This is a genomic window from Candidatus Accumulibacter phosphatis, assembly GCF_000024165.1.
Classification (GTDB): Bacteria; Pseudomonadota; Gammaproteobacteria; order Burkholderiales; family Rhodocyclaceae; genus Accumulibacter; species Accumulibacter phosphatis.
This window is the reverse complement of record NC_013194.1, coordinates 359,135-379,110: the sequence shown is the minus strand read 5'-3', so window position 1 is coordinate 379,110 and position 19,976 is coordinate 359,135. Positions and strand designations below refer to the sequence as shown.

Sequence of the window (19,976 nt, the reverse complement as noted above, 5' to 3'; positions counted from 1 at the left end):
ACCGCCGCTACTTGCGCATCGCCTTCTCGGAGGGAGTCAGCGCATCGATGAAACCCTGACGACTGAAGATCCTTTCGCCGTACTTCATCAAGGGCGCAGCAAGCCGTGAGAGTTCGATGCCGTAGTGGTCGAGCCGCCAGAGCAGTGGCGCAATGGCGACGTCGAGCATCGAGAACTCCTCACCGAGCATGTGCTTCTGCTTGACAAAGACCGGGGCCATTTCGGTGAGGCGGTCGCGAATCTGCTGGCGAGCCTTGTCCGCGGTCTTGCTGTTCCGTTCCAAGGGTTCGATGTAGGCGAAGACCTCGCGCTCCATGGTGATCAGGAGCTGGCGGGCACGCGCGCGCATGATCGGATCGGCCGGCATCAACTGTGGATGCGGAAAGCGCTCGTCGATGTACTCGTTGATGATGTTGGGTTCGTAGAGGATGAGATCGCGTTCGACGAGCACCGGAACCCGCCCATAGGGGTTGATGATCGCGATATCTTCCGGCTTGGCAAAGAGGTCGACGTCGATCACCTGGAAATCCATGCCTTTTTCATAAAGAACGATACGGCAACGGTGGCTGAACGGGCAGGTGGTTCCCGAATAAAGATTCATCATGATCAATACCCTCAAAAACGAATCGGCATCGCAACGGCTGCGAGCGCTTCTGGCGCCCTTGCCGGCGATGCCGTGGCCTGAAATCTGGCGCTTGTTCTTTGGCTTACTTGACGTCTTTCCAGTACGCCTTCTTCAGTGGATAAGCCACAGCGAAGAGAACGACAAGAAAGCCGAGCACACCAAAACCGAGCCGTTTGCGGAAACCGGCATCCGGCTCGGACATCCATACCAGGAAACCCACCAGATCAGCGATCTGCTTGTCGTATTCGGCAGGTGACAGCTTGCCGGGCGCCAGCAGTTCGAGGTGGTGATCCTTGTTCAATGCCTGCTGGCCCTGCAATTCCCAGAGGACGTTCGGCATGCCGACGTTCGGGAAAAGCGTGTTGTTCCAGCCGGTGGGCCGCTTTTCGTCAACATAGAAGGAACGCAGATAGGTGTACAGCCAGTCGGCGCCACTGCCCTCCTCCGAGGCGCGCGCACGCGCCACCAGGGTCAGATCTGGCGGGGCCGCGCCAAACCACAGTTTCTGTTCGTCCGGGCGCGCCGCGACACGCATCGGCTCGGCGATCTTGACCGCGGTGAACATCAGGTTGTCCTTGACTTGCTGGTCGGTCAGGCCGAGGTCGGTCAGGCGGCTATAGCGGACAAAGCTGGCGCCATGGCAGTTCAGGCAGTAATTGACGAAGGTTCTGGCGCCGCTTTGCAGGGCGGCCTTGTCGCCCTGTACGTCCGGCGCCTTGTCGAGATGGACACCAGCGCCGCTGGCCAGCGCGACAGCGGGGGCAAAGAGCAATGCCGTAAGCAGTTTTTTCATTGTTTGCATTCCTTTACATCGTCACGCGATCAGGTTCCGGCTTGTACTTGTCGATCTTCGACCACCAGGGCATGGTCAGGAAGTAAAGAAAGTAGTAAGCACTGAGGACCTGCGCCACGGGGGCGCTCGGGATGACGCCGAAGAAAGCGTAGGACGGCGGTTGCGTGCCAAGGAAGCCAAGAATGACGAAGGAGATCACGAAGATCGTCAGCAGGGTCTTGAAGATCGGGCCACGATAACGGATCGACTTGACCGGACTGCGATCGAGCCATGGCAGGAAAGCGAGAATCACGACCCCAGCCCCCATCGCGACGACACCCCAGAACTTGGCGTCAATCCCGAACAGCGGCCAGACCATGGCGCGCAGCAACGAGTAGTAGGGCGTGAAGTACCATACCGGAGCGATGTGCAGCGGCGTCTTCAACGGGTCGGCAGGCAGGAAGTTGTTGTACTCGAGGAAGTAGCCACCGCCCTCCGGAGCGAAGAAGACGATGATCGAGAACACCATCAGGAAGACGACGACTCCGACAATGTCTTTCACCGTGTAGTACGGATGGAAGGGAATGCCATCGAGCGGATGCCCGTGCACGTCCTTGCGCTTCTTGATTTCAACGCCATCCGGGTTGTTCGAACCGACTTCGTGCAATGCCAGGATGTGCGCGGCGACGAGGCCGAGCAGGACCAGCGGCACGGCGATGACGTGGAACGAGAAGAAGCGGTTGAGCGTCGCGTCGCCGACGACGAAGTCGCCACGGATCCAGATCGACAGGGGCTCACCGATCAGCGGTATCGCCGAAAAGAGATTGACGATCACCTGTGCTCCCCAGAAGGACATTTGTCCCCAGGGCAACAGATAGCCCATGAAGGCCTCGGCCATCAGACACAGGAAGATCAGGGTGCCGAAGATCCAGATCAGCTCGCGCGGCTGTCGATACGAACCGTACAGCATGCCGCGGAACATGTGCAGATAGACGACGACGAAGAACGCCGACGCGCCCGTCGAATGCATGTAGCGAATCAGCCAGCCCCAGTTTACGTCGCGCATGATGTACTCGACGCTGGCGAAAGCCACGGGGATGCCATTCGCGTTCAGCGAGGCATCCGGCTTGTAGTGCATGACGAGGAAGATGCCGGTGACTATCTGGATGACCAGCACGAGCATGGCCAAGGAGCCGAAGAAGTACCAGAAGTTGAAGTTCTTCGGCGCATAGTACTCGGACAGGTGCCCGCGCCACATCGAGGTTGCCGGAAAGCGGGCGTCAACCCACTCGAGCAGATTGCCCTGCAGCGAACCGTCCGACTTGTACTTTTCGAATTCCGTATTCGACGCCATGGCTTAGGCCCCCTTCTTGTCTTCACCGATGAGAATGCGCTTCTCCGACAGATACATGTGCGGCGGCACCTCGAGGTTGTCGGGAGCTGGCTTGTTCTTGAAGACCCGGCCGGCGAAGTCGAAGGTGGAGCCGTGACACGGGCACAGGAAACCTCCCAGCCAGGCAGCGTCCATACCGTCTTCGGTACCCTTCTTGAACTTGGCCGAGGGCGAACAACCCAGATGGGTACAGATCCCCACGGCGACCATGATCTCCGGCTTGATCGAGCGCGTCTCGTTCTTGCAATAAGCCGGCTGCATCGGTTTTTCGGACTTCGGATCGGCCATCGAGTCGTTGAGCTTGGGCAGCGTTTCGAGCATTGGTGCGCTGCGATTGATGATCCACACCGGCTTGCCCCGCCATTCGACGGTCATCATCTGACCGGGCTCGAGGCTGGCGAGGTCGACCTCAACCGGCGCACCGGCAGCCTTGGCCCGTTCGGACGGCAGCATGCTGGAGAGGAAGGGCACGACCGCGGCCAGCGCCCCCACCCCACCGATCGCAGCGGTCGCGACGACCAACCGTCGCCTCCCGCCGTCCACTTTGCACTCATTGCTCATAGCGCTGTTTCCCAGGACGTGATGAAAAGTTGGTACGAACTAAACCGCATTATTATACTCCAAAGCCGCCGCGGATTGAATCGCTGGGCCCCTGAAACGCTTAGCCTGCAAGCGGTCGACGCTCACGCAGGGCCTGTGCCAGCGTTCCCGAATCGACGTATTCCAGCTCGCCGCCGACCGGCACGCCACGGGCTATTCGCGACACGCTGACGCCGCGGCTGCGGAGCATTTCCGAAAGATAGTGTGCCGTAGCCTCGCCTTCGTTGGTGTAGTTGGTGGCGATGATCACCTCACGCACCAGCCCGTCACCGCAACGAGCCAGAAGCCGCTCGAGGTGCAGTTCGGCTGGCCCGATACCGTCGAGTGGCGAGACGCGACCCATCAAGACGTAGTACAGGCCCGAATAGGCGTGCGTCTGCTCCATCATGTTCATGTCGACCGGCGTTTCGACCACACACAACTGGCTGGGATCGCGCTTCGCCGAGAGGCAGCGAGAGCAGATCTCGGTTTCGGTGAAGGTATTGCAACGCTGACAATGGCGCAGCGCAGCGAGCGCCAACTGCAGCGCATCGGCCAGGCGATCGGCACCCGGCCGATCGTGCTGCATCAGATGGTAGGCCATGCGTTGAGCCGACTTTGGACCAACGCCTGGCAGACAACGCAAAGCCTCGATCAGTGACTCGAGACTCGACGGGGCGTTCATCAGAACGGCATCTTGAACCCGGGTGGCAGGTTGAGACCAGCGGAAAAGCCCGCCATGCGCTCCTGCGAGACTTGCTCGGCACGCCGCATGGCGTCGTTCAGCGCGGCCGCGACGAGGTCTTCGAGCATTTCCCGGTCATCCATCACCGACGGGTCGATCGCCACCCGGCGGACGTCGTGACCACAGGTCATCAAGACCTTGACCATGCCGGCTCCTGACTGCCCTTCGACCTCCAGTTGCGCAAGTTGCTCCTGCGCCTTCTTCATGTTTTCCTGCATCTGCTGAGCCTGCTTCATCAGGCCGGCGATCCCGCCTTTCATCATCTTGCTTGCCTCGAGGTGAACAAAAGAACCAGAAAAGAATCAAATGGGTTTAATGGACGATTCGATCAGTGTGGCATCGAAGGTGTCGATGATTTCACGTACGAAGCCGTCCTTCTCGACCGATGCTATGGCGCGATCCTGTCGCTCGCGACGATCGCGCTGCGCCGTCGCCGCCGGCGTGTCGCCGGAGACTTCATCGAGTTCGATGGCGAGCTGCAGCGGTCGACCGAAATGCTCGGCGAGCGACTGCTGCAGCTTGTCCTGCGCCGGCTTGATCAGCAGATGGCGGTGCGCCGGCGACAGGCGGAGAACCATCCGGGCTCCCGCAAGATCGCGCAACTCGCAGTGCTGACCCAGTTCCCGCGCCATGCCGCTGATCTTCAGCGCGGCCAGAATGGCGTGCCAGTCACCGGCCGGGCGATCCGGCTCGACCGCTGGCACTGACGCGGCAGCGGCGGGCGGCACCGACCCGCCGACCAACGCACCGTCCGCAGAAGCCGGCGTACGCTGGCTGCCAGTCGCTGCCGCCGGCACGGCTGCCCGAGGCGTTGGTGCTGCCCGGGGACGGGGGACGCTCGGCGCGGTCCCCGTGGAGCGCCCTGCGCCCTCGTCATCGAGCACCGGTCGGAAGGTGTACAGGCGCAGCAGCGTCATGATGAAGCCGGCCTGCTCGTCCGGCGCCAGAGGCAGTTCCTGGCGGCCATGCACAGCGATCTGGTAGGCCAACTGAACGAACTCGGGATCGAGAGCGGTCGCCAGTTCGAGAACCCGCGACCGCTCCGGCATGTCGTCAGCGATCGCCCGAGGCGCCAGCTGGGCAATCTGCAAACGGGTGAACAGGCTCGCCATCTCCTGTAACGCCGCGTCAAACGAGAGGCTGCGCGCCGTCATGTCGTCCGCGATCCGCAACAAAGCGGCCGCGTCGCCAGCCAGCAAGGCATCGAGAATGGAGAACAGCTGGTCGAGGTCGACCGAGCCAAGCATTTCCCGGACCTGTGCTTCCTCGACCTTGCCCGAACCGTGCGCGATCGCCTGATCGAGAAGCGACAGCGCATCGCGCATGCTGCCCGCCGCCGAGCGGGCGAGCAAATGCAGCGCTCCGGTATCGGCGCTGATGGCCTCGACTTCGAGGATGTGCTTGAGATGGCTGGCGATCAGGGGCTGCGTCATCTGCTTGAGATTGAACTGCAGGCAGCGGGAAAGAACCGTCACCGGAATCTTCTGCGGGTCGGTGGTCGCCAGAATGAATTTCACGTGCTCCGGGGGTTCTTCGAGGGTCTTCAACATGGCGTTGAACGCCGACGTCGAGAGCATGTGCACCTCGTCGATGACATAGACCTTGAAGCGACCGCGGGTCGGCGCATAGACGGCGTTCTCGAGCAACTGCCGCATCTCATCGACACGCGTATTGGTCGCCGCGTCGACCTCGAGGAGGTCGACGAAACGTCCCGAATCGATTTCCAGACACGCCGAGCAGGTGCCGCAGGGCGTCGCGCTGACGCCGGTTTCGCAATTCAGTGCCTTCGCCAGGATCCGCGCGAGCGTCGTCTTGCCGACGCCGCGTGTGCCGGTAAACAGATAGGCATGATGCAGCCGCTGTTCCGTCAGTGCGTGAGTGAGCGCGCGAACCACATGCTCCTGGCCAACCAGATTGGCGAAAGTTCGCGGGCGCCACTTGCGCGCCAGGACTTGGTAACTCATGGGACGGATTCTAGCAGATGGGGCAAGCGGCCCCGCGGGAGTTTTTCGGGGTCGGCTACCGAGGGTGCCGGCCGCGGTGGCGCACACAAGGCTTCGCGAATCGCGGCAATGACCGGCCCATGGAAAGGTGGCGAGCCTTACCCCCGGCACTCACATGAGACGGCTGTGGCTGCTTCCTTCCGGACCTGACCAGGTTCACCATCCTGCGATGCGGGGAGACCCGCCACGTGAAATCCTACCACATCAGCCACCACCGCGCCGGAAACAGTGCATGAAGTCGTCGATGAACGCGGCCTCCTGCAGCGGCTCGCTGCCGGCAAAGTCGATGGACACCGCCAGACGCGGCAACGCGAGCGCGCCCAACGGCAAGGCCGGCAGCGGTCGGCAACAGATGTCCACCGTGCGAGCCTCTTGCCGCAAGCGCCACCCCTCGGCCAGCCGGTCGACGGACCAACCGGCCAACAGAGGCCGCAACTGGCGCTCGAACTCGCGCAGCGTCAGAGTCATCACATACTGCGACACCCATCAGCCACCGGCGATCGGCGGCCAGATCGCCACCACGTCGCCAGCCGTCAACAGTCTTCCGGCACGCTGCGACGGCGGGATGTATTCGCCATTGACCAGAACCAGATGCACCATTCGCGGTGGCAACGACCAGGAATCGATCAGCGCGGCGACGCTGCAGTCGTCGGCAACTTCGAGCGGCAGCGCGTTCGTCCGCCGCGCCGCCGCCGGCAGATGGTCGGAAAGCGAGGCGAACAGCTTGAAAACGATCTCCATCAGTGCAGAGCGGCCAGCCCTCTGGCGAGATACGCTTCGCTCAACTGCAGCGGGTTGGCGAGCAAACGGTCTTTCCATGGCCCGAGACGCACCCTGCCCTGGATCAGACCACGCAGGACGCCGATGTGCTCGGTATGACCGATACTGTTGGCGCCGACCAGCCGGTCACCGTCGAAAACCAGGCGCAGGTAGCGGTAGTCGGCCTGATCGACCAGGCTTGCCGTCTCGCCGCCGGGCACGCCCTGCCATTGACCAAAGGAAACCGAGATCAGCCCGAGGGTGTCAAGGACGTTGAAGACGAAAGTCCCGCGCAGGGTCGCGGCTTGCCCCGCCATGTTGAGCGCCGCGATGCGGGCCTGCTCGACAGCATCGGGCTGAATCGCGTTCACCACGCGTCGGCCGGTACCCAGTTCGACCGCTTCGGCAACATCGCCGGCAGCATGGACGCCGGCGATGTTGGTCTGCATCGCCTCATCGACGAGGATGCCGGCATCGACCGCCACGCCACTGCCGGCGAGGAAGGCGATGTTCGGCTTGACGCCGGTGGCGCTGATCAGCACGTCCACCTCGATCGCTTCGCCGTCGTCGAGCGTGACCCGCAGGGCCTCGCCGGCGGGAGCGATGGCCACCACCTGCCGGCCGGTGCGAACGCCAACGCCCTTGTCCTCGCACCAGCGACGAATCATCGCACCGGCCACCTCGTCCATCATTCGCGGCACCATCCTGTCGCCCATTTCGACGACGGTCAGCCGGGGGCCACGGGCCGCCAGCGATTCCATGATGATGCAGCCGATGAAGCCGGCGCCCATCTGCAGCACACGCGCCCCGGGATTTACCGTGGCGGCAATGGCCCGCGCGTCGGCCAGTGTCCAGCAGGTCAATACCTTCGGCGAATCAATGCCGGGAATCGGCGGACGCACCGGGTGGGCGCCGGTGGCAATGAGCAGGCGATCGTAAGCGAGACCACTGCCGTCAGCCAGCCGAAGCCGCCGGGCACCCGTATCGAGGGCCGTCACTCGCCCCTGCCGCAAGCGAATTCGCAAACCCTCGAAATGACCCGCATCCTTGCGCAGATAGGTTCCCTCCTCGCCGATGCGCCCCATCAGCAGATAGGGAATGGCCATGCGCGAATAGGGAGGTTCGGCTTCGTCGCCAATCAGCGTGATTTCGCTGTGTGGATCGACGCGTCGCAGCGTCTCTGCGGCAACCACCCCGGCCGGGCCGTTGCCGATGATGACGTGGCTGGCCAACTCAGAGCCCCAGACGCGCGCGCGTCGCCGCTGTCGGCACTCCGTCGGGCGTCCAGCCACGCAGGCTGTAGTACTCGGGAAGCATCTTGCCGAGCTCGGCCACCATGCCTTTCGAGGCGCCTGTCTTGCACGGTTCGTTGAGCAGGCGCGGCGGCAGCGTGTCATCCTTGCCGGTGATGCCTGCCGCCAGGTTGAAGTCCCGCTCGAGATTCCAGATGCGTTCGCCCGTCTGCAGCAGTGACTCCAGCGACCAGTCGCCTTCGCACGCCGACTGGATCTGCGGCTGAATGTCGTTCATCGTCCAGGCGAAGGTGGTGAAGACGCACAAGCCGCTGGAGTCGACCGCGGCAGTGGCATCCTGGAAAGCCTTCAGCAGTTCGGGCTTGCCGGCAGTCTCGCGCGGGTCGGTCTTCACCGGGATGCCGAAAACCTCGCTCGACACCATATAGCCGCGCAAATGGCAGGCGCCACGGTTCGACGTGGCATAGGCGAGACCCATTCCCTGCAGGGCACGCCCGTCGTACGCGGGGAACTCCTGCCCCTTGACGGTCATCGACAAGTCCGGTCGGCCATAGCGCGTGCACAGGCGCTTAGACCCCAGCCCGACGACCTTGCCGAAACCCTCGCCACGCGCGGTCATTTCGGCCAGACGGCAGAGCGCTTCAGCGGAACCGAAAGGCGCCTCGAGGCCGATGTCGTCGCGGGTCAGGATGCCCAGTTCGTAAAGCTCCATCACCGCGCCGACTGTCGCACCGAACGAGATCGGGTCCATGCCGTCTTCGTTGCACACCAGGTTGGCATACTGAAGGGCCTCCAGATCGTCGACCCCGTTGGCATTGCCCAGCGCCCAGGCGGCTTCGTATTCGAGGCCGCCACTGGCCCCCCAATACTGCGGCTTGGTCTCGACCGAGAAGTGGGTTTCGTCGATACGCGAAATCCGGCCGCAGGCGATCGTGCACCCAAAACAGGCCTGGTTGGTGACGAGATGCGTCTTGCCATCCGTCGTGCGCTTTTCGTGCATCGCTTCAGCCGAGATCTTGCGTGCCCCCTCGAACTGCACGTCGCGATGGTTGCGGGTCGGCGAAGCACCCATTTCGTTGATCACGTTCATCAGAACCTGCGTGCCGTAGGTGGGCAGCCCCTGCCCGGTCACGGCGTTTTCTGCCAGCACCTTCTTGCCGGCAGCGACTGCCGCCATGAAGGACTTCGGATCGGCAATGTTGCCCACCCCAAGCGTACCGCGAACGGCAATCGCCTTGAGGTTCTTCGATCCCATCACCGCACCGACACCGGAGCGCCCGGCTGCGCGGTGCAGATCGTTGACGATCGCCGCGAAGAGGACCTGATTCTCGCCGGCGCGACCAATGCTGGACACCCGCAGCAAGGGATCCTGGTGACGCTTCTTGAGCGTGCCTTCGGTGTCCCAGACGGTCCTGCCCCAGAGATCCTCCGCGGCAAGCAGTACCGCCTTGTCGTTCTCGATATGCAGATAGACCGGGCGCGGGGACTTGCCCTCGACGATGATCATGTCCCACCCGGCCGCCTTGAGTTCGGCGCCGAAGAAGCCACCGGAATTCGAGCAGGCGATGACACCGGTCAGTGGCCCCTTGGTGACCACGGAATAGCGGCCGCCGGTAGACGCCATCGTCCCGGTCAGCGGGCCGGTGGCATAGATGATCTTGTTCTCTGCCGCCAGTGGGTCGACCAGCGGGTCAATCTCGCTGACCAGATACTTGCTGGCCAGCCCACGTTGACCGAGATACTGCGCCGCCCAAGCCATGTTCAACGGTTCGCTGACACAGCTCCCCTGGGTGAGGTTAACGCGAAGAACCTTGCGTGTCCAAGCCATGATCGTCTCTCCTCAAACGCGTGCAGCACTGTCAGTCTTCTGCGCCCATTGACGCATCCGCTCGAGGCCTGTCCAGTCCGCATCGATATAGGTGATGGCGCTGGTCGGGCAAGCGGAGGCACATGCTGGGTCGCCGCCACAGAGGTCGCACTTCTGGACTTTGCCACTGCCATGGTTGTAATTGATCGTCCCGAACGGGCAGGCGATCGTGCACACTTTGCAGCCGACGCATATGGCGTCCACTACCACCTTGGCGCCGGTGCCGGCATCGATCTTGATCGCCTCGACCGGACAAGCGTTGAGACACCAGGCTTCGGCGCACTGCGTACAGGTGTAGGGAACTTTCCGGCCTTCGTGGTGGAAATCGAAAACCTTGATGCGCGATGTGGCGGGGTTGAACAGACCGGTGTTTTCGTACGAACAGGCCATTTCGCACTGCAAACAGCCGGTGCATTTGCCCGGATCGATGTGCAAGGACTTCTGCATGACGTCTCCTCCGTTGAGTGATCGATGATCCTGTTGAACGACGTCGCGATATCTTCCGCAACTGAAAGACCACTATAGGCAATATCAGGCACTTGTGAAAGGTGCGCCGCAGCAATCCGCAGTCTTCCGTCCGCTGATCAGCGGCCGTCCTCGATTGGCCAAGTGCGGAGGAAATCGTCACCTTCACACGCCGATTGGCGAGTCCTCGACGGCAAGGCCGGCGACAACGGCGGCCCCGGAATGGCTTAGAATTCGACCTTCCCGAGCCTGAGCATCTGCCGACCGCTTCGTCATGCGCGGCAGATCGCGGCCGCGTCACTGCCTGTCCATCAGGCCGCCGAGTGCGGGAAGGCGGCAAGCGGCCGTTACGCGACGGCAGCAGTCGGGCAACACCTGCAAGATTCCGGGCCACCGACCCGCGTCGCGGCACCGCATGTCAGTCGGCCGCTTGCTGATTTACAACGCACCTATAGAACGATCACCATGGAAGCAACCCGCATCTGCCTAGTCCGCCACGGCGAAACAAACTGGAATGCTCAACAGCGTATCCAGGGACAGATCGATATCGGCCTGAACGCGGCCGGACTGGCACAAGCAGCCGCAGCGGCAAGGTGGCTGGTTGGTCAGCCGGTCGTGGCACTGTACAGCAGCGACTTGCTGCGCGCCCGCCAGACTGCCGAGAGTATCGCGACGACGCTGAAACTGCTGCCGATTCTGCGGCCGGAATTTCGCGAGCGACGCTATGGCCTGTTTGAAGGATTGACCTACGCCGAATCCCGTGCCGCCTACGCAGCCGACTACCTGTCATTCGAGAGACGTGATCCGGACTTTGTCATTCCGTGCGGCGGCGAGAGTCTGCAGCAACTGCACGAACGCGTCAGCACGGGCCTGCGGCTGTTGGCAGCTGGGCATCGCGGGGAAACGATCGTCGTGGTGACACACGGAGGCGTCCTCGACATCGTGAACCGTCTGGTCCGCGGCAACCCGCTCAGCAGCCCCCGCGACTTCCTGATTCCGAACGCTGCCATCAACTGGGTAAGCGCCCACGGCGACGCGTGGAGGCTCGAGGTGTGGGGTCAGACAGAGCACCTCGCAAAGTTCGGCCTTGACGAGCTTCCGTAGCGACCGTACCTGGGAGAGCGCGCCGTGCGTGAATCACGGCGGAGAGAGACGCCGGCGCCGCGGGACACCCAACAGGCGCCGCTACTGCCAAGCGACGCGTCCCCGTCAGCCGGTGATGTACTTCTCCATCTGCTGAATGATGAACTGCTGCTCGCAGATCGTCTCCTTGACCACATCACCAATGGAGACTATGCCAACGACGCGGCCATCGTCGTCGAGAACCGGCAAATGCCGGAAATGCTTTTCGGTCATGATCGCCATACACTCATCGACCGTCCGGTCCGGAGTTACATAGAGCACCTTGTCGGTCATGATCTCGCGGACCCGGGTGTCCTTCGACGCCTTGCCGAAGAGGATCACCTTGCGCGCATAGTCGCGTTCCGAGAATATGCCGACAAGTTGTTTGCCGTCAAGGACGAGGACCGCGCCAACGTTGTGATCGGCCATCACCTGCAAGGCATGAAAAACGGCATCGTCCGGCGAGACGATCACCAGCGGCCCGCTCTTGTCGGCGAGGATTTGCCTGAGTGTCTTCATGAAGCGTCCTTTCTGGTCGGGAAGTCACCGCCATACTAGGGCCTCAGGCGCTTCTTGCCAAGGGGCAGAATGACGGGCCAAGGCGGGCAGGGGGGCTGCCCGTGCCGTCAGCCAACGCGCGCGCCAGTCTAGCGCAGACCGGCAGCGTACTCGGCGACGGCGGCTATCTGATGGTCGGAGAGCTTGCCGGCAATGGTCCGCATCACCTTTTCCGAATCGTTGGCGCGCTCGTGACTCCTGAACGTCTTCAGTTGGCTGGCCGTGTACTCGGCGTACTGCCCGGCCAGGCGCGGATACTGCACCGGCAAGCCGGCACCCGCCGGGCCATGACACCCGGCGCAAGCCGGAATCCCCTTCTCGAAATCACCCATGCGCCACAAGGTCTTGCCCTCGGCAAGCAGCTTCTCCTCCTTGGCCAGCGAGGGCTTCATCTTCTGCTGCGAGAAGTACGCCGCCAGATTCCGCATGTCTTCGTCCGACAGCGCCGCAACCATGCCACCCATGATGGCATTGTTGCGCACTGCCGGTTTGCCGTCGGCTGCCTTGAAATTGCTGAGCTGTTTGTACAGATACTCGGAAATCTGACCGGCAAGAATCGGGTTGGCCGGCGCCGGGCTGTTTCCGTCGGCGCCATGGCAGGCCACACAAACGCCTTCGGCAATCTCCTTGGCTTTGGCCAGGTCAGGTTTGGCTTTCGCCTGCTCCGTTGCGAAGGCGGGGAAACTGGCGGCGAGGAGAACCGCAAGCACCGTTGTACGAATCATGTCGAGACTCCCATAGACAACATTGACTAATCTGAGGCCGGAGAAGCGAACCAACAAACCTGATATTCTATATCACTTTGCCTCCTCGGCACGCGCCTGTTCCGCCTATCCATCCACTCCCGGGTCCATCGATGCCTCTATTTCAGCAGGCCGCTTTTCACACGACGGTCGCCGATTTGCGTGATCTGCCCAGCGATTCGCTATGCGAAGTCGCCTTTGCCGGGCGTTCGAACGCTGGCAAGTCGTCGGCGATCAACACGCTGGCCAATCATTCGCGACTGGCTTTCGTGTCGAAGACGCCGGGACGCACCCAGCACCTGAACTATTTCCGACTCGCGGACGGCAAGTACTTCGTTGACTTGCCGGGCTATGGCTTTGCCAAGGCTCCCGAGGAAATCAGGTCGCAATGGGAGGGCTTGCTTGCCCCCTATCTGCGCCACCGCGAGGTACTGCGCGGCTTGGTCCTGATCATGGACAGTCGACACCCTCTTACGGAACTCGACGTTCAGATGCTCAGGTGGTTCGCGCCGACCGGCAAACCGCTGCATGTCCTGTTGTCGAAGGCCGACAAGCTGACTCGCCAGGAGCAGGTTCTCGCCCTGCGCGAAGTGCATGCGGTGCTGCAGGAGTTTGGTGAGAACGGCAGCGTGCAACTCTTTTCAAGCCTTAAGAAGTCGGGCGTCCGAGAAGCCGAGACGGTGCTTGCCGGCTGGCTTGGCCTGACAATGAGGGAAGAAACGCCACCGCCTGCCGGTCTGAGCACCGAGAAGAAAGCGCGCCCGAAGCAGCGTGCTGCCATGGGCTGGGGCGCCCGCAACGCCGGCAAGCCCCGCTGACAAAAAAAGCCCCCGGCAAAGGGGGGGCCGGGGGCGAGACATGCCTTAAGGGAATAAGGCACCCGCTCAGGGAGGTGAAGCGGGGGATGGCAAGACCATCCGTCGGTGAGAGTCGGGAGACGGCCACCGGTTCCCCGAGACCCTTTCTTTTTTCATCAATATTGTCTATCTGGTCGCCAGGATATCTATGGATTACACAGGAAGCTTCCCGACGCGACGCATGCGACGCATGCGTCGCGACGATTTTTCCCGTCGCCTGATGCGCGAGTCGCGCCTCGACGTCGATGACTTGATCTACCCGGTGTTCGTGCTCGCCGGTGTCGGACGTGTCGAGCCGGTCGCCTCCATGCCGGGAGTCGAACGGCAGAGTCTGGACCAACTGTTGAAGACAGCCGAACGGGCACTGGCCCTCGGCATTCCGGCACTGGCCCTGTTCCCGGTGGTCGACGCCAGCGGCAAGTCGTCGGGAGCGGAAGAGGCCTATAACCCCGATGGCCTGGTGCCACACGTGGTAGCCGCCTTGAAGAAGGAGTTCCCCGAACTTGGCGTGATCACCGACGTTGCCCTCGATCCTTACACCAGCCATGGCCAGGACGGCCTGATCGACGCCGACGACCCACGCGGCTACGTACTGAACGATGAAACGCTCGAGGTCCTCGCGCGACAGGCACTGTCTCATGCGCAGGCAGGTGCCGACATCGTCGCGCCATCCGACATGATGGACGGCCGTGTTGCGCGCATTCGTGGCGCGCTAGACGCTGCCGGACACATACATACACGGATCCTGGCTTATTCGGCGAAGTACGCATCGAGTTTCTACGGCCCGTTTCGCGATGCTGTGGGGTCAGCCGGCAACCTCGGCAAAGGCACCAAGCACAGCTATCAAATGGACCCGGCAAATAGCGACGAAGCGCTCCGCGAAGTGGCGCTCGACCTCGCGGAGGGAGCCGACATGGTGATGGTCAAGCCCGGCATGCCCTACCTCGACATCGTTCGGCGCGTCAAGGACGAATTCAAGGTGCCCACCTACGTCTATCAGGTCAGTGGCGAATATGCGATGCTCAAGGCGGCCGCCCAGAACGGCTGGTTGGACGAGCAGGCTTGCGTACTCGAGAGCCTGCTGGCGTGCAAGCGGGCTGGCGCTGACGGCATCCTGAGCTACCATGCGCTATCAGCCGCCGCCTGGCTCAAGGCTTCTGCTTGAAACCGGCTGCCGGGCACCGGCGTCGAACAGGTGCCCGACTCTCCACAAGGCGATAGAAAAGTGCGCCGGCCGCCATGCTGGCCAACCAGGCGATGACCATTCCTGCCAGGTTGACACCGGCAGTGGGCGGCGCAAAACGGGCAAACAGACCGCTGACGACCAGGCAGACCGGGAAGTGAACCAGAAAGACCGAGTAGGAGATTTTCCCCAGCCCGGCAATCAGGCGCGACCTCGGCCAGCTGTCCAGGAAGCCGGTGCACCGCGCCAGGCCAAGTGCCAATGCCACCACCAGCGCCACGGCAATGCGCGAGCGATAGTCGACGAGCAGCGCCGTGACCACCGGTACGACAAGCAGCAGTAGCCACCCGGCTATCGGTTGCTTGCGGGCTGTTGCCCAGTAGATCAGCACGCCCAGCGCGTAGGAACCGAAGAAGTACACGCCCCAGACGTCCCAGTCCGCATCGCGGTTGAAGTGGTACAGCGAGGCCAGTGCCAGGGCGCCGACCAGCAAGGCGCCCACGAAGGCCGCTCGCCCAGCGCCTTGTCCGAGGCGCCGCGCCAGCCAGAGAATCCCGAGCAGCAGGGCGAACAACTGGAAGTCGATGGCGATGTACCAGACGCCTGCCGACAGGCCCTCGTAACCGAGAATGCTCTGCAGCAGAAAGGCATGCGCAACGACCTGCGGCAGCGTCGGCAGGCCGGGCAGAGAGTCGTGCGTCATCAGGCGGCGGGCGATTGCGGCGCAGGCGATGCCGAGCAGCACGGCCGCCAGATAAGGAATCACGAGCTTCAGGTAGCGCCTCCACAGCAGGGACAACGGCCGGGGCGCCAACAGCACGCCACTCGGAGCCAGACTCTGCGCAGCGAGAAAACCACCGATCACCAGGAAGGCTTGCACCGCTATGCGCGCCTCCTGGCTGAGCCAGGAGACCAAGTTTGGCAGCAGGGAATGGGCATGGTCGGACATGGGCCCGTAGAACGCCAGGTGATGCAGGACGATCAACTGCGAGGCGACAGCCTTGAGCGCGTCGACAAAGGCAAGTCGTGGTCCGGATCCGGGGAGTGGAGCCTCAGCCACTCAGGAAGCGCGCGTGGTAGTCGTCGAAGGGCATCGGCCTGCCGCGCAGGTACCCCTGCATCTCGTCACAGCCTTCACCGGTGAGAAACTCCCGCTGCGCCTCGGTCTCGACGCCTTCCGCAATCACCGTCAGTTGCAGACTGTGGCCGAGGGCAATCACCGCGCGCGCAATGGCGCAGTCCTCGGTGTCGTTAGGGAGTCCGCGGACAAAGCTCTGATCGACCTTCAGCTTGTTGAGCGGCAAACGCTTCAGATAGGCAAGCGACGAATAGCCGGTACCGAAATCGTCGATGACCAGACTGATCCCCATTGCCCGCAGGTTGTCGAGGACCTGGACGCTGTTTTCGGCATGGCTCATGATCGCGCTTTCGGTGATCTCCAGTTCCAGAAAGCGGGCCGGCAACCCGGAGAGTTCCAGCGTCCTGCGCGCCGTCTGCTGGATTCGACCGCGCGCGAACTCGACGCCGGATACGTTGACCGACAGCACACCGGGAGCCAGACCAGCGGCTACCCACGTCGCCCACTGGCACGCCGCCGTCCCTTGCACCCACTCGCCGATCGGCACGATCAGTCCCGACTCCTCGGCCAACTTGATGAATTCTCCCGGTAACACCAGCCCTTGCTGCGGACGTAACCAACGCACCAGCGCTTCGGCGCCGACCACCTTGCCGGTAGCGAGCGAAAACTGCGGCTGCAGGTACACTCGCAGTTCGCCACGTTCGATCGCGCGCCGCAGGTCGGTCTCCATCTGCAGGCGGGCCAGCGAGGTCTGGGTGAGATCCTTGGTGAAGAACTCGTAGGTGTTGCGGCCGCGTTCCTTGGCGCGGTACATGGCGACGTCGGCGTTCTTCATCAAGGTTTCGGCGTCTGCACCATCCTGGGGAAAGACGCTGATGCCGATACTGGCGCCGACAAAGAACTCATGCTCGACGGTCACCGGTGACGCCTGCAGGACATTGAGAATCTTCTCGGCGATGTGCGAGACGGCCGTCGGCTCGCCGACGTCCTCGATGACGATCAGAAACTCGTCGCCGCCGAGCCTGCCGACGGTATCGGATTCGCGCATCAGCCGGCCAAGCCGCCACGCGACCTCACACAACACCCGATCACCGACCTGATGGCCGAGCGTATCGTTGATATTCTTGAAGCGATCGAGGTCGATGAAGAAGACCGCCAGACCCGTCTCGTCGCGATGCGCACGTTGCAAGGCCTTGTGCAGTCGATCACCGAGCAGCAGACGATTGGGCAGCCCGGTGAGCGGATCGTGATGGGCCTGATGATCGAGCTGGTCGTGCGCTCTGCGCAATTCCGTGATGTCCGAGAACACGCCGACATAGTGCGCGACCTTGCCCTGCGCGTCCTTGACGGCGCTGATCGTCAGCGACTCGAGAAAAGTCTGACCATCCTTGCGACGATTCCACAGCTCACCCCGCCAGCGACCCTGAGTACCGAGAGCCTGCCACATGTCCAGGTAGAAACGTCGGTCCTGAAAACCGGATTGCAGCATTCGCGGATTGCGCCCGATGACCTCGTCTTCGGTGTAACCGGTAATTTCGGTGAAGGCGCGGTTGACGGCAATGATGTTGCCGTCCGGCGCCGTGATCGTGATGCCCTCGGCGCTACTGTCGAAGACAGTAGCCGCCTGCAGCAGGCGGGCCTCCATCCGCTTGCGCTCGGTGATGTCGAGCATGACGCCGACCAACCCGCCACCGTTCTCGCCTGGCTTGCCATAAGTGGCCTTGTGAAAGATCACGTCGCGATAGTGGCCGTCCGCGTCGAGAACCCTGGCTTCGTAGACCTGCGAACCCAAGCGGGCGAGGAGCTCGTCGTCGGCCGCTTTGTAGCGATCGGCAAGGTCTGCCGGAGCAACGTCGTAAACGGTAGCGCCGACCACCTCGTCGCGCGACTTGCCGATCAGTTCCAGAAAAGCCTGGTTGCAGCCGAGGTAGCGCCCTTCCTGACTCTTGTAGAAGACCGGACCAGGAATGGCTTCGATCAGTTGGCGCATGAAATGAAGCTGCTGCGACAACTCCAGGGTACGGTCGGCCACGCGTTGCTCGAGTTCGAGGTGGCTTTGCCGCAAGGCCTGCTCGGCAGCCCGCTGGGCAGTCACATCCGCATAAGCCCAGATCCAGGTCTCGCTGTCCGCGCTCTCGCCAATGGTGCGACCAATGGCATGCACCCAGATTGGCGTACCATCGCGCCGCTGGTAAAGGAGTTCGCCGTCAAAGGTTTCGCCGCTTGCCGATTCCCCGTAGACCTGTCGTCCAACCGCTTCCCACGCCTCATCGCTGGCAAACAGGACACGCGTCGGCTGGCCCGCCAGACCGCCCTCCAGGTACCCGAAAATCTCCTCGCAGCGACGATTGCAGCGCAGAATCATGCGATTGCGGTGATAGGAAATACCGATCATCGCGTTGTCGAAGATCAGTTGCTGCTCCCAGAGGCTTTCGACGAGCGCCTCTTCGGCCGCCCGGCGGGCGGTGACGTCTTCGAAGAGCCAGACATAACCTTCGGCCGGGTTTGCCGGGTTGAGCAAGCTGCCGGTAACCTGGCACCAGATTGGCGTGCCGTCGGCCCGACAGTACTCCAGCTCGCCGATGAACTTGCCGGACTCGTCGGCGACTGCGTAGGCTCGCTCGCCCGCCTCGCGCCAGGCGGCTTCGCTGGCGAAGCAGACGCGCGTGGACTGGCCCAGCAGTTGCCCCGGCGCATAGCCGAAAATTCTCTCGAAGCTTGGGTTGCAACGCTGGATGACGCGGTCACGCAGGAAAGCAATTCCCGTCGGCGCTCGCTCGAAGATCAGCGCCTGCTCGCGCAACAGGGCCTCCATGGCCCTGTCGGCCTGACGTTTTTCAGTCACGTCTTCGAACAGCCAGACCAGACCATCACCCGGCTCCCCGGGGTTGGCGAGGCTGCCGGTCACCCGGCACCAGATCGGCAGGCCATCGGACTTGCAGTACTGCACCTCGCCGACGAAGCTGCCGCACTCGTCAATGAGTAGCTGCGCCCGCTCGCCCTTCTCGCGCCAGGCTTCTTCGCTGGCGAAGAAGCAGCGCGTCGATTGACCAATCAGCTGTCCCGGGGAGTAGCCGAAGATCCTCTCCAGGCTCGGATTGCAGCGCTGAATGATGCGATCGCGGACGAAAGCTATGCCGATCGGTGCCGCTTCGAAGATCAGCGTTTGTTCGCGCAGCAGCGCGTCCATTGCAGCGGCCGACGCGCGCTTTTCGCTGACGTCCTCGTACAGCCAGACATAACCCTCATCGGGGTTCGCGCGATTCATCATGCTGCCGGTGATGTGGCAGCAGAACGATTCCCCATTGCGGCGCCGGAAGATCGTGTCGCCGTGGTAGATGCCGGTTTCGGCGATCGCCGCGTACGCGCGGCGGCCAGTCTCGAGCCACGCCTCCTCGCTCGGGTAGTAGAGGCGCGTCGATTGGCCGACCAGTTCGTCCGCCGCATAACCCAGAAGCTCCGCAAAGCGGCGGTTGCAGCGCTGGATGATGCGCTCGCGCAGAATCACGATGCCGGTTTCCGCATTCTCGAAAATGAGCTGCTGTTCGCGAAGCAGGCGCGCGCTGGTGTCGCGCGTGAGGACTTCCTGGGTGACGTCGCGAACGATCCACACGGTGCCCAGACGTGGCGCCGCCGGGTCGATGGCTCTGGCAATCAGATGCGCGACAAAGGTGCTGCCGTCACGGCGCGCCAGGCGAGTTTCGAGGTCAACGATCTTGCCGACCCGCAATTGCGGCCGAACCGTGCCGCGCAAGGCATCGCAGGACGCATCGTCCGGCAGGAAAACCGCGTCCAGCTGCCCGACCAGCGTTCCCGCCGGCCAGCCGAAAAGCTCCTCGGCGCGCGGATTGCAGCGGTAGACAAGGCGGCTGCGCGTACACACCACGGCAATCCCCGAATGATCGAGGATCGCCTTGTATTCAAGAAGTTGCTGCTCCGGTGAGGCTGGCTCTCGCATGGCAATGAAGACGAAT

The 19,976-nt window shown here is 62.7% G+C and carries 19 protein-coding genes and 1 other RNA gene; 3 read left to right on the top strand and 17 right to left on the bottom strand.

Features of this window, described 5'->3' with window-relative positions:
- Positions 1 to 7 precede the first annotated feature (7 nt).
- From CAP2UW1_RS01620 to CAP2UW1_RS01565, 13 genes are all read right to left on the bottom strand, one after another.
- On the bottom strand, positions 8 to 604 hold the full coding sequence (locus CAP2UW1_RS01620; protein ID WP_012807124.1) for a glutathione S-transferase N-terminal domain-containing protein: 597 nt from the start codon (positions 602 to 604) through the stop codon (positions 8 to 10).
- Positions 605 to 707: 103 nt separating this feature from the next.
- Positions 708 to 1,418 (bottom strand): cytochrome c1, encoded by a 711-nt coding sequence (locus CAP2UW1_RS01615; RefSeq protein WP_012807123.1) that lies wholly within the window; start codon positions 1,416 to 1,418, stop codon positions 708 to 710.
- Positions 1,419 to 1,431: 13 nt separating this feature from the next.
- A complete protein-coding gene (locus CAP2UW1_RS01610) occupies positions 1,432 to 2,751 on the bottom strand; it encodes a cytochrome b (protein WP_012807122.1) in 1,320 nt (439 codons plus the stop codon).
- Between the two features lie 3 nt (positions 2,752 to 2,754).
- Positions 2,755 to 3,351, bottom strand: coding sequence for a ubiquinol-cytochrome c reductase iron-sulfur subunit (gene petA / locus CAP2UW1_RS01605; RefSeq protein WP_012807121.1), 597 nt, complete (start codon positions 3,349 to 3,351; stop codon positions 2,755 to 2,757).
- Positions 3,352 to 3,451: 100 nt separating this feature from the next.
- Positions 3,452 to 4,054, bottom strand: coding sequence for a recombination mediator RecR (gene recR / locus CAP2UW1_RS01600; RefSeq protein WP_012807120.1), 603 nt, complete (start codon positions 4,052 to 4,054; stop codon positions 3,452 to 3,454).
- Positions 4,054 to 4,377, bottom strand: coding sequence for a YbaB/EbfC family nucleoid-associated protein (locus CAP2UW1_RS01595; protein ID WP_012807119.1), 324 nt, complete (start codon positions 4,375 to 4,377; stop codon positions 4,054 to 4,056). Before CAP2UW1_RS01595 ends, recR begins: the two co-directional genes overlap by 1 nt.
- 39 nt (positions 4,378 to 4,416) lie before the next feature.
- Positions 4,417 to 6,078, bottom strand: a complete 1,662-nt coding sequence (gene dnaX / locus CAP2UW1_RS01590; protein WP_012807118.1) for a DNA polymerase III subunit gamma/tau — start codon at positions 6,076 to 6,078, stop codon at positions 4,417 to 4,419.
- A 126-nt stretch (positions 6,079 to 6,204) separates the two neighbouring features.
- An RNA gene (ffs, locus tag CAP2UW1_RS24285) (signal recognition particle sRNA small type) lies at positions 6,205 to 6,303 on the bottom strand.
- Positions 6,304 to 6,321: 18 nt separating this feature from the next.
- Positions 6,322 to 6,585 (bottom strand): hypothetical protein, encoded by a 264-nt coding sequence (locus tag CAP2UW1_RS01585; RefSeq protein ID WP_012807117.1) that lies wholly within the window; start codon positions 6,583 to 6,585, stop codon positions 6,322 to 6,324.
- An 18-nt stretch (positions 6,586 to 6,603) separates the two neighbouring features.
- Positions 6,604 to 6,858 (bottom strand): sulfur carrier protein ThiS, encoded by a 255-nt coding sequence (gene thiS / locus CAP2UW1_RS01580; RefSeq protein ID WP_012807116.1) that lies wholly within the window; start codon positions 6,856 to 6,858, stop codon positions 6,604 to 6,606.
- Positions 6,858 to 8,108 carry an NAD(P)/FAD-dependent oxidoreductase gene (locus tag CAP2UW1_RS01575; protein ID WP_012807115.1) on the bottom strand — a complete coding sequence of 417 codons (1,251 nt, stop codon included), beginning with the start codon at positions 8,106 to 8,108 and terminating at the stop codon, positions 6,858 to 6,860. The genes thiS and CAP2UW1_RS01575 overlap by 1 nt, the downstream gene beginning before the upstream one ends.
- Before the next feature lies 1 nt (position 8,109).
- A complete protein-coding gene (locus CAP2UW1_RS01570) occupies positions 8,110 to 9,957 on the bottom strand; it encodes an aldehyde ferredoxin oxidoreductase family protein (RefSeq protein ID WP_012807114.1) in 1,848 nt (615 codons plus the stop codon).
- A 12-nt stretch (positions 9,958 to 9,969) separates the two neighbouring features.
- Positions 9,970 to 10,443, bottom strand: coding sequence for a 4Fe-4S dicluster domain-containing protein (locus tag CAP2UW1_RS01565; protein WP_012807113.1), 474 nt, complete (start codon positions 10,441 to 10,443; stop codon positions 9,970 to 9,972).
- Positions 10,444 to 10,926: 483 nt separating this feature from the next.
- Here CAP2UW1_RS01565 and CAP2UW1_RS01560 point away from each other — a divergent pair, with 483 nt between their 5' ends.
- Complete coding sequence (locus CAP2UW1_RS01560) at positions 10,927 to 11,565, top strand: histidine phosphatase family protein (protein WP_012807112.1); 639 nt, start codon at positions 10,927 to 10,929, stop codon at positions 11,563 to 11,565.
- A gap of 105 nt (positions 11,566 to 11,670) precedes the next feature.
- On the opposite strand, the gene CAP2UW1_RS01555 is transcribed toward CAP2UW1_RS01560, so the two are convergent.
- Together CAP2UW1_RS01555 and CAP2UW1_RS01550 are read right to left on the bottom strand one after the other, a co-directional pair.
- Positions 11,671 to 12,102 carry a CBS domain-containing protein gene (locus CAP2UW1_RS01555; protein ID WP_012807111.1) on the bottom strand — a complete coding sequence of 144 codons (432 nt, stop codon included), beginning with the start codon at positions 12,100 to 12,102 and terminating at the stop codon, positions 11,671 to 11,673.
- Between the two features lie 128 nt (positions 12,103 to 12,230).
- The gene (locus CAP2UW1_RS01550; RefSeq protein WP_012807110.1) at positions 12,231 to 12,866 is read right to left on the bottom strand and encodes a c-type cytochrome; all 636 of its coding nucleotides are present in this window, start codon (positions 12,864 to 12,866) and stop codon (positions 12,231 to 12,233) included.
- A 131-nt stretch (positions 12,867 to 12,997) separates the two neighbouring features.
- Between CAP2UW1_RS01550 and yihA the strand changes: the two genes are divergently transcribed.
- Positions 12,998 to 13,702, top strand: coding sequence for a ribosome biogenesis GTP-binding protein YihA/YsxC (gene yihA, locus CAP2UW1_RS01545; RefSeq protein WP_012807109.1), 705 nt, complete (start codon positions 12,998 to 13,000; stop codon positions 13,700 to 13,702).
- Between the two features lie 187 nt (positions 13,703 to 13,889).
- Positions 13,890 to 14,906, top strand: a complete 1,017-nt coding sequence (gene hemB / locus CAP2UW1_RS01540) for a porphobilinogen synthase (protein WP_012807108.1) — start codon at positions 13,890 to 13,892, stop codon at positions 14,904 to 14,906.
- On the opposite strand, the gene CAP2UW1_RS01535 is transcribed toward hemB, so the two are convergent.
- Positions 14,890 to 15,984 carry an acyltransferase family protein gene (locus tag CAP2UW1_RS01535; RefSeq protein ID WP_012807107.1) on the bottom strand — a complete coding sequence of 365 codons (1,095 nt, stop codon included), beginning with the start codon at positions 15,982 to 15,984 and terminating at the stop codon, positions 14,890 to 14,892. The genes hemB and CAP2UW1_RS01535 overlap by 17 nt on opposite strands.
- Positions 15,977 to 19,960, bottom strand: coding sequence for a bifunctional diguanylate cyclase/phosphodiesterase (locus CAP2UW1_RS23450; RefSeq protein ID WP_012807106.1), 3,984 nt, complete (start codon positions 19,958 to 19,960; stop codon positions 15,977 to 15,979). Before CAP2UW1_RS23450 ends, CAP2UW1_RS01535 begins: the two co-directional genes overlap by 8 nt.
- Positions 19,961 to 19,976: the final 16 nt, after the last annotated feature.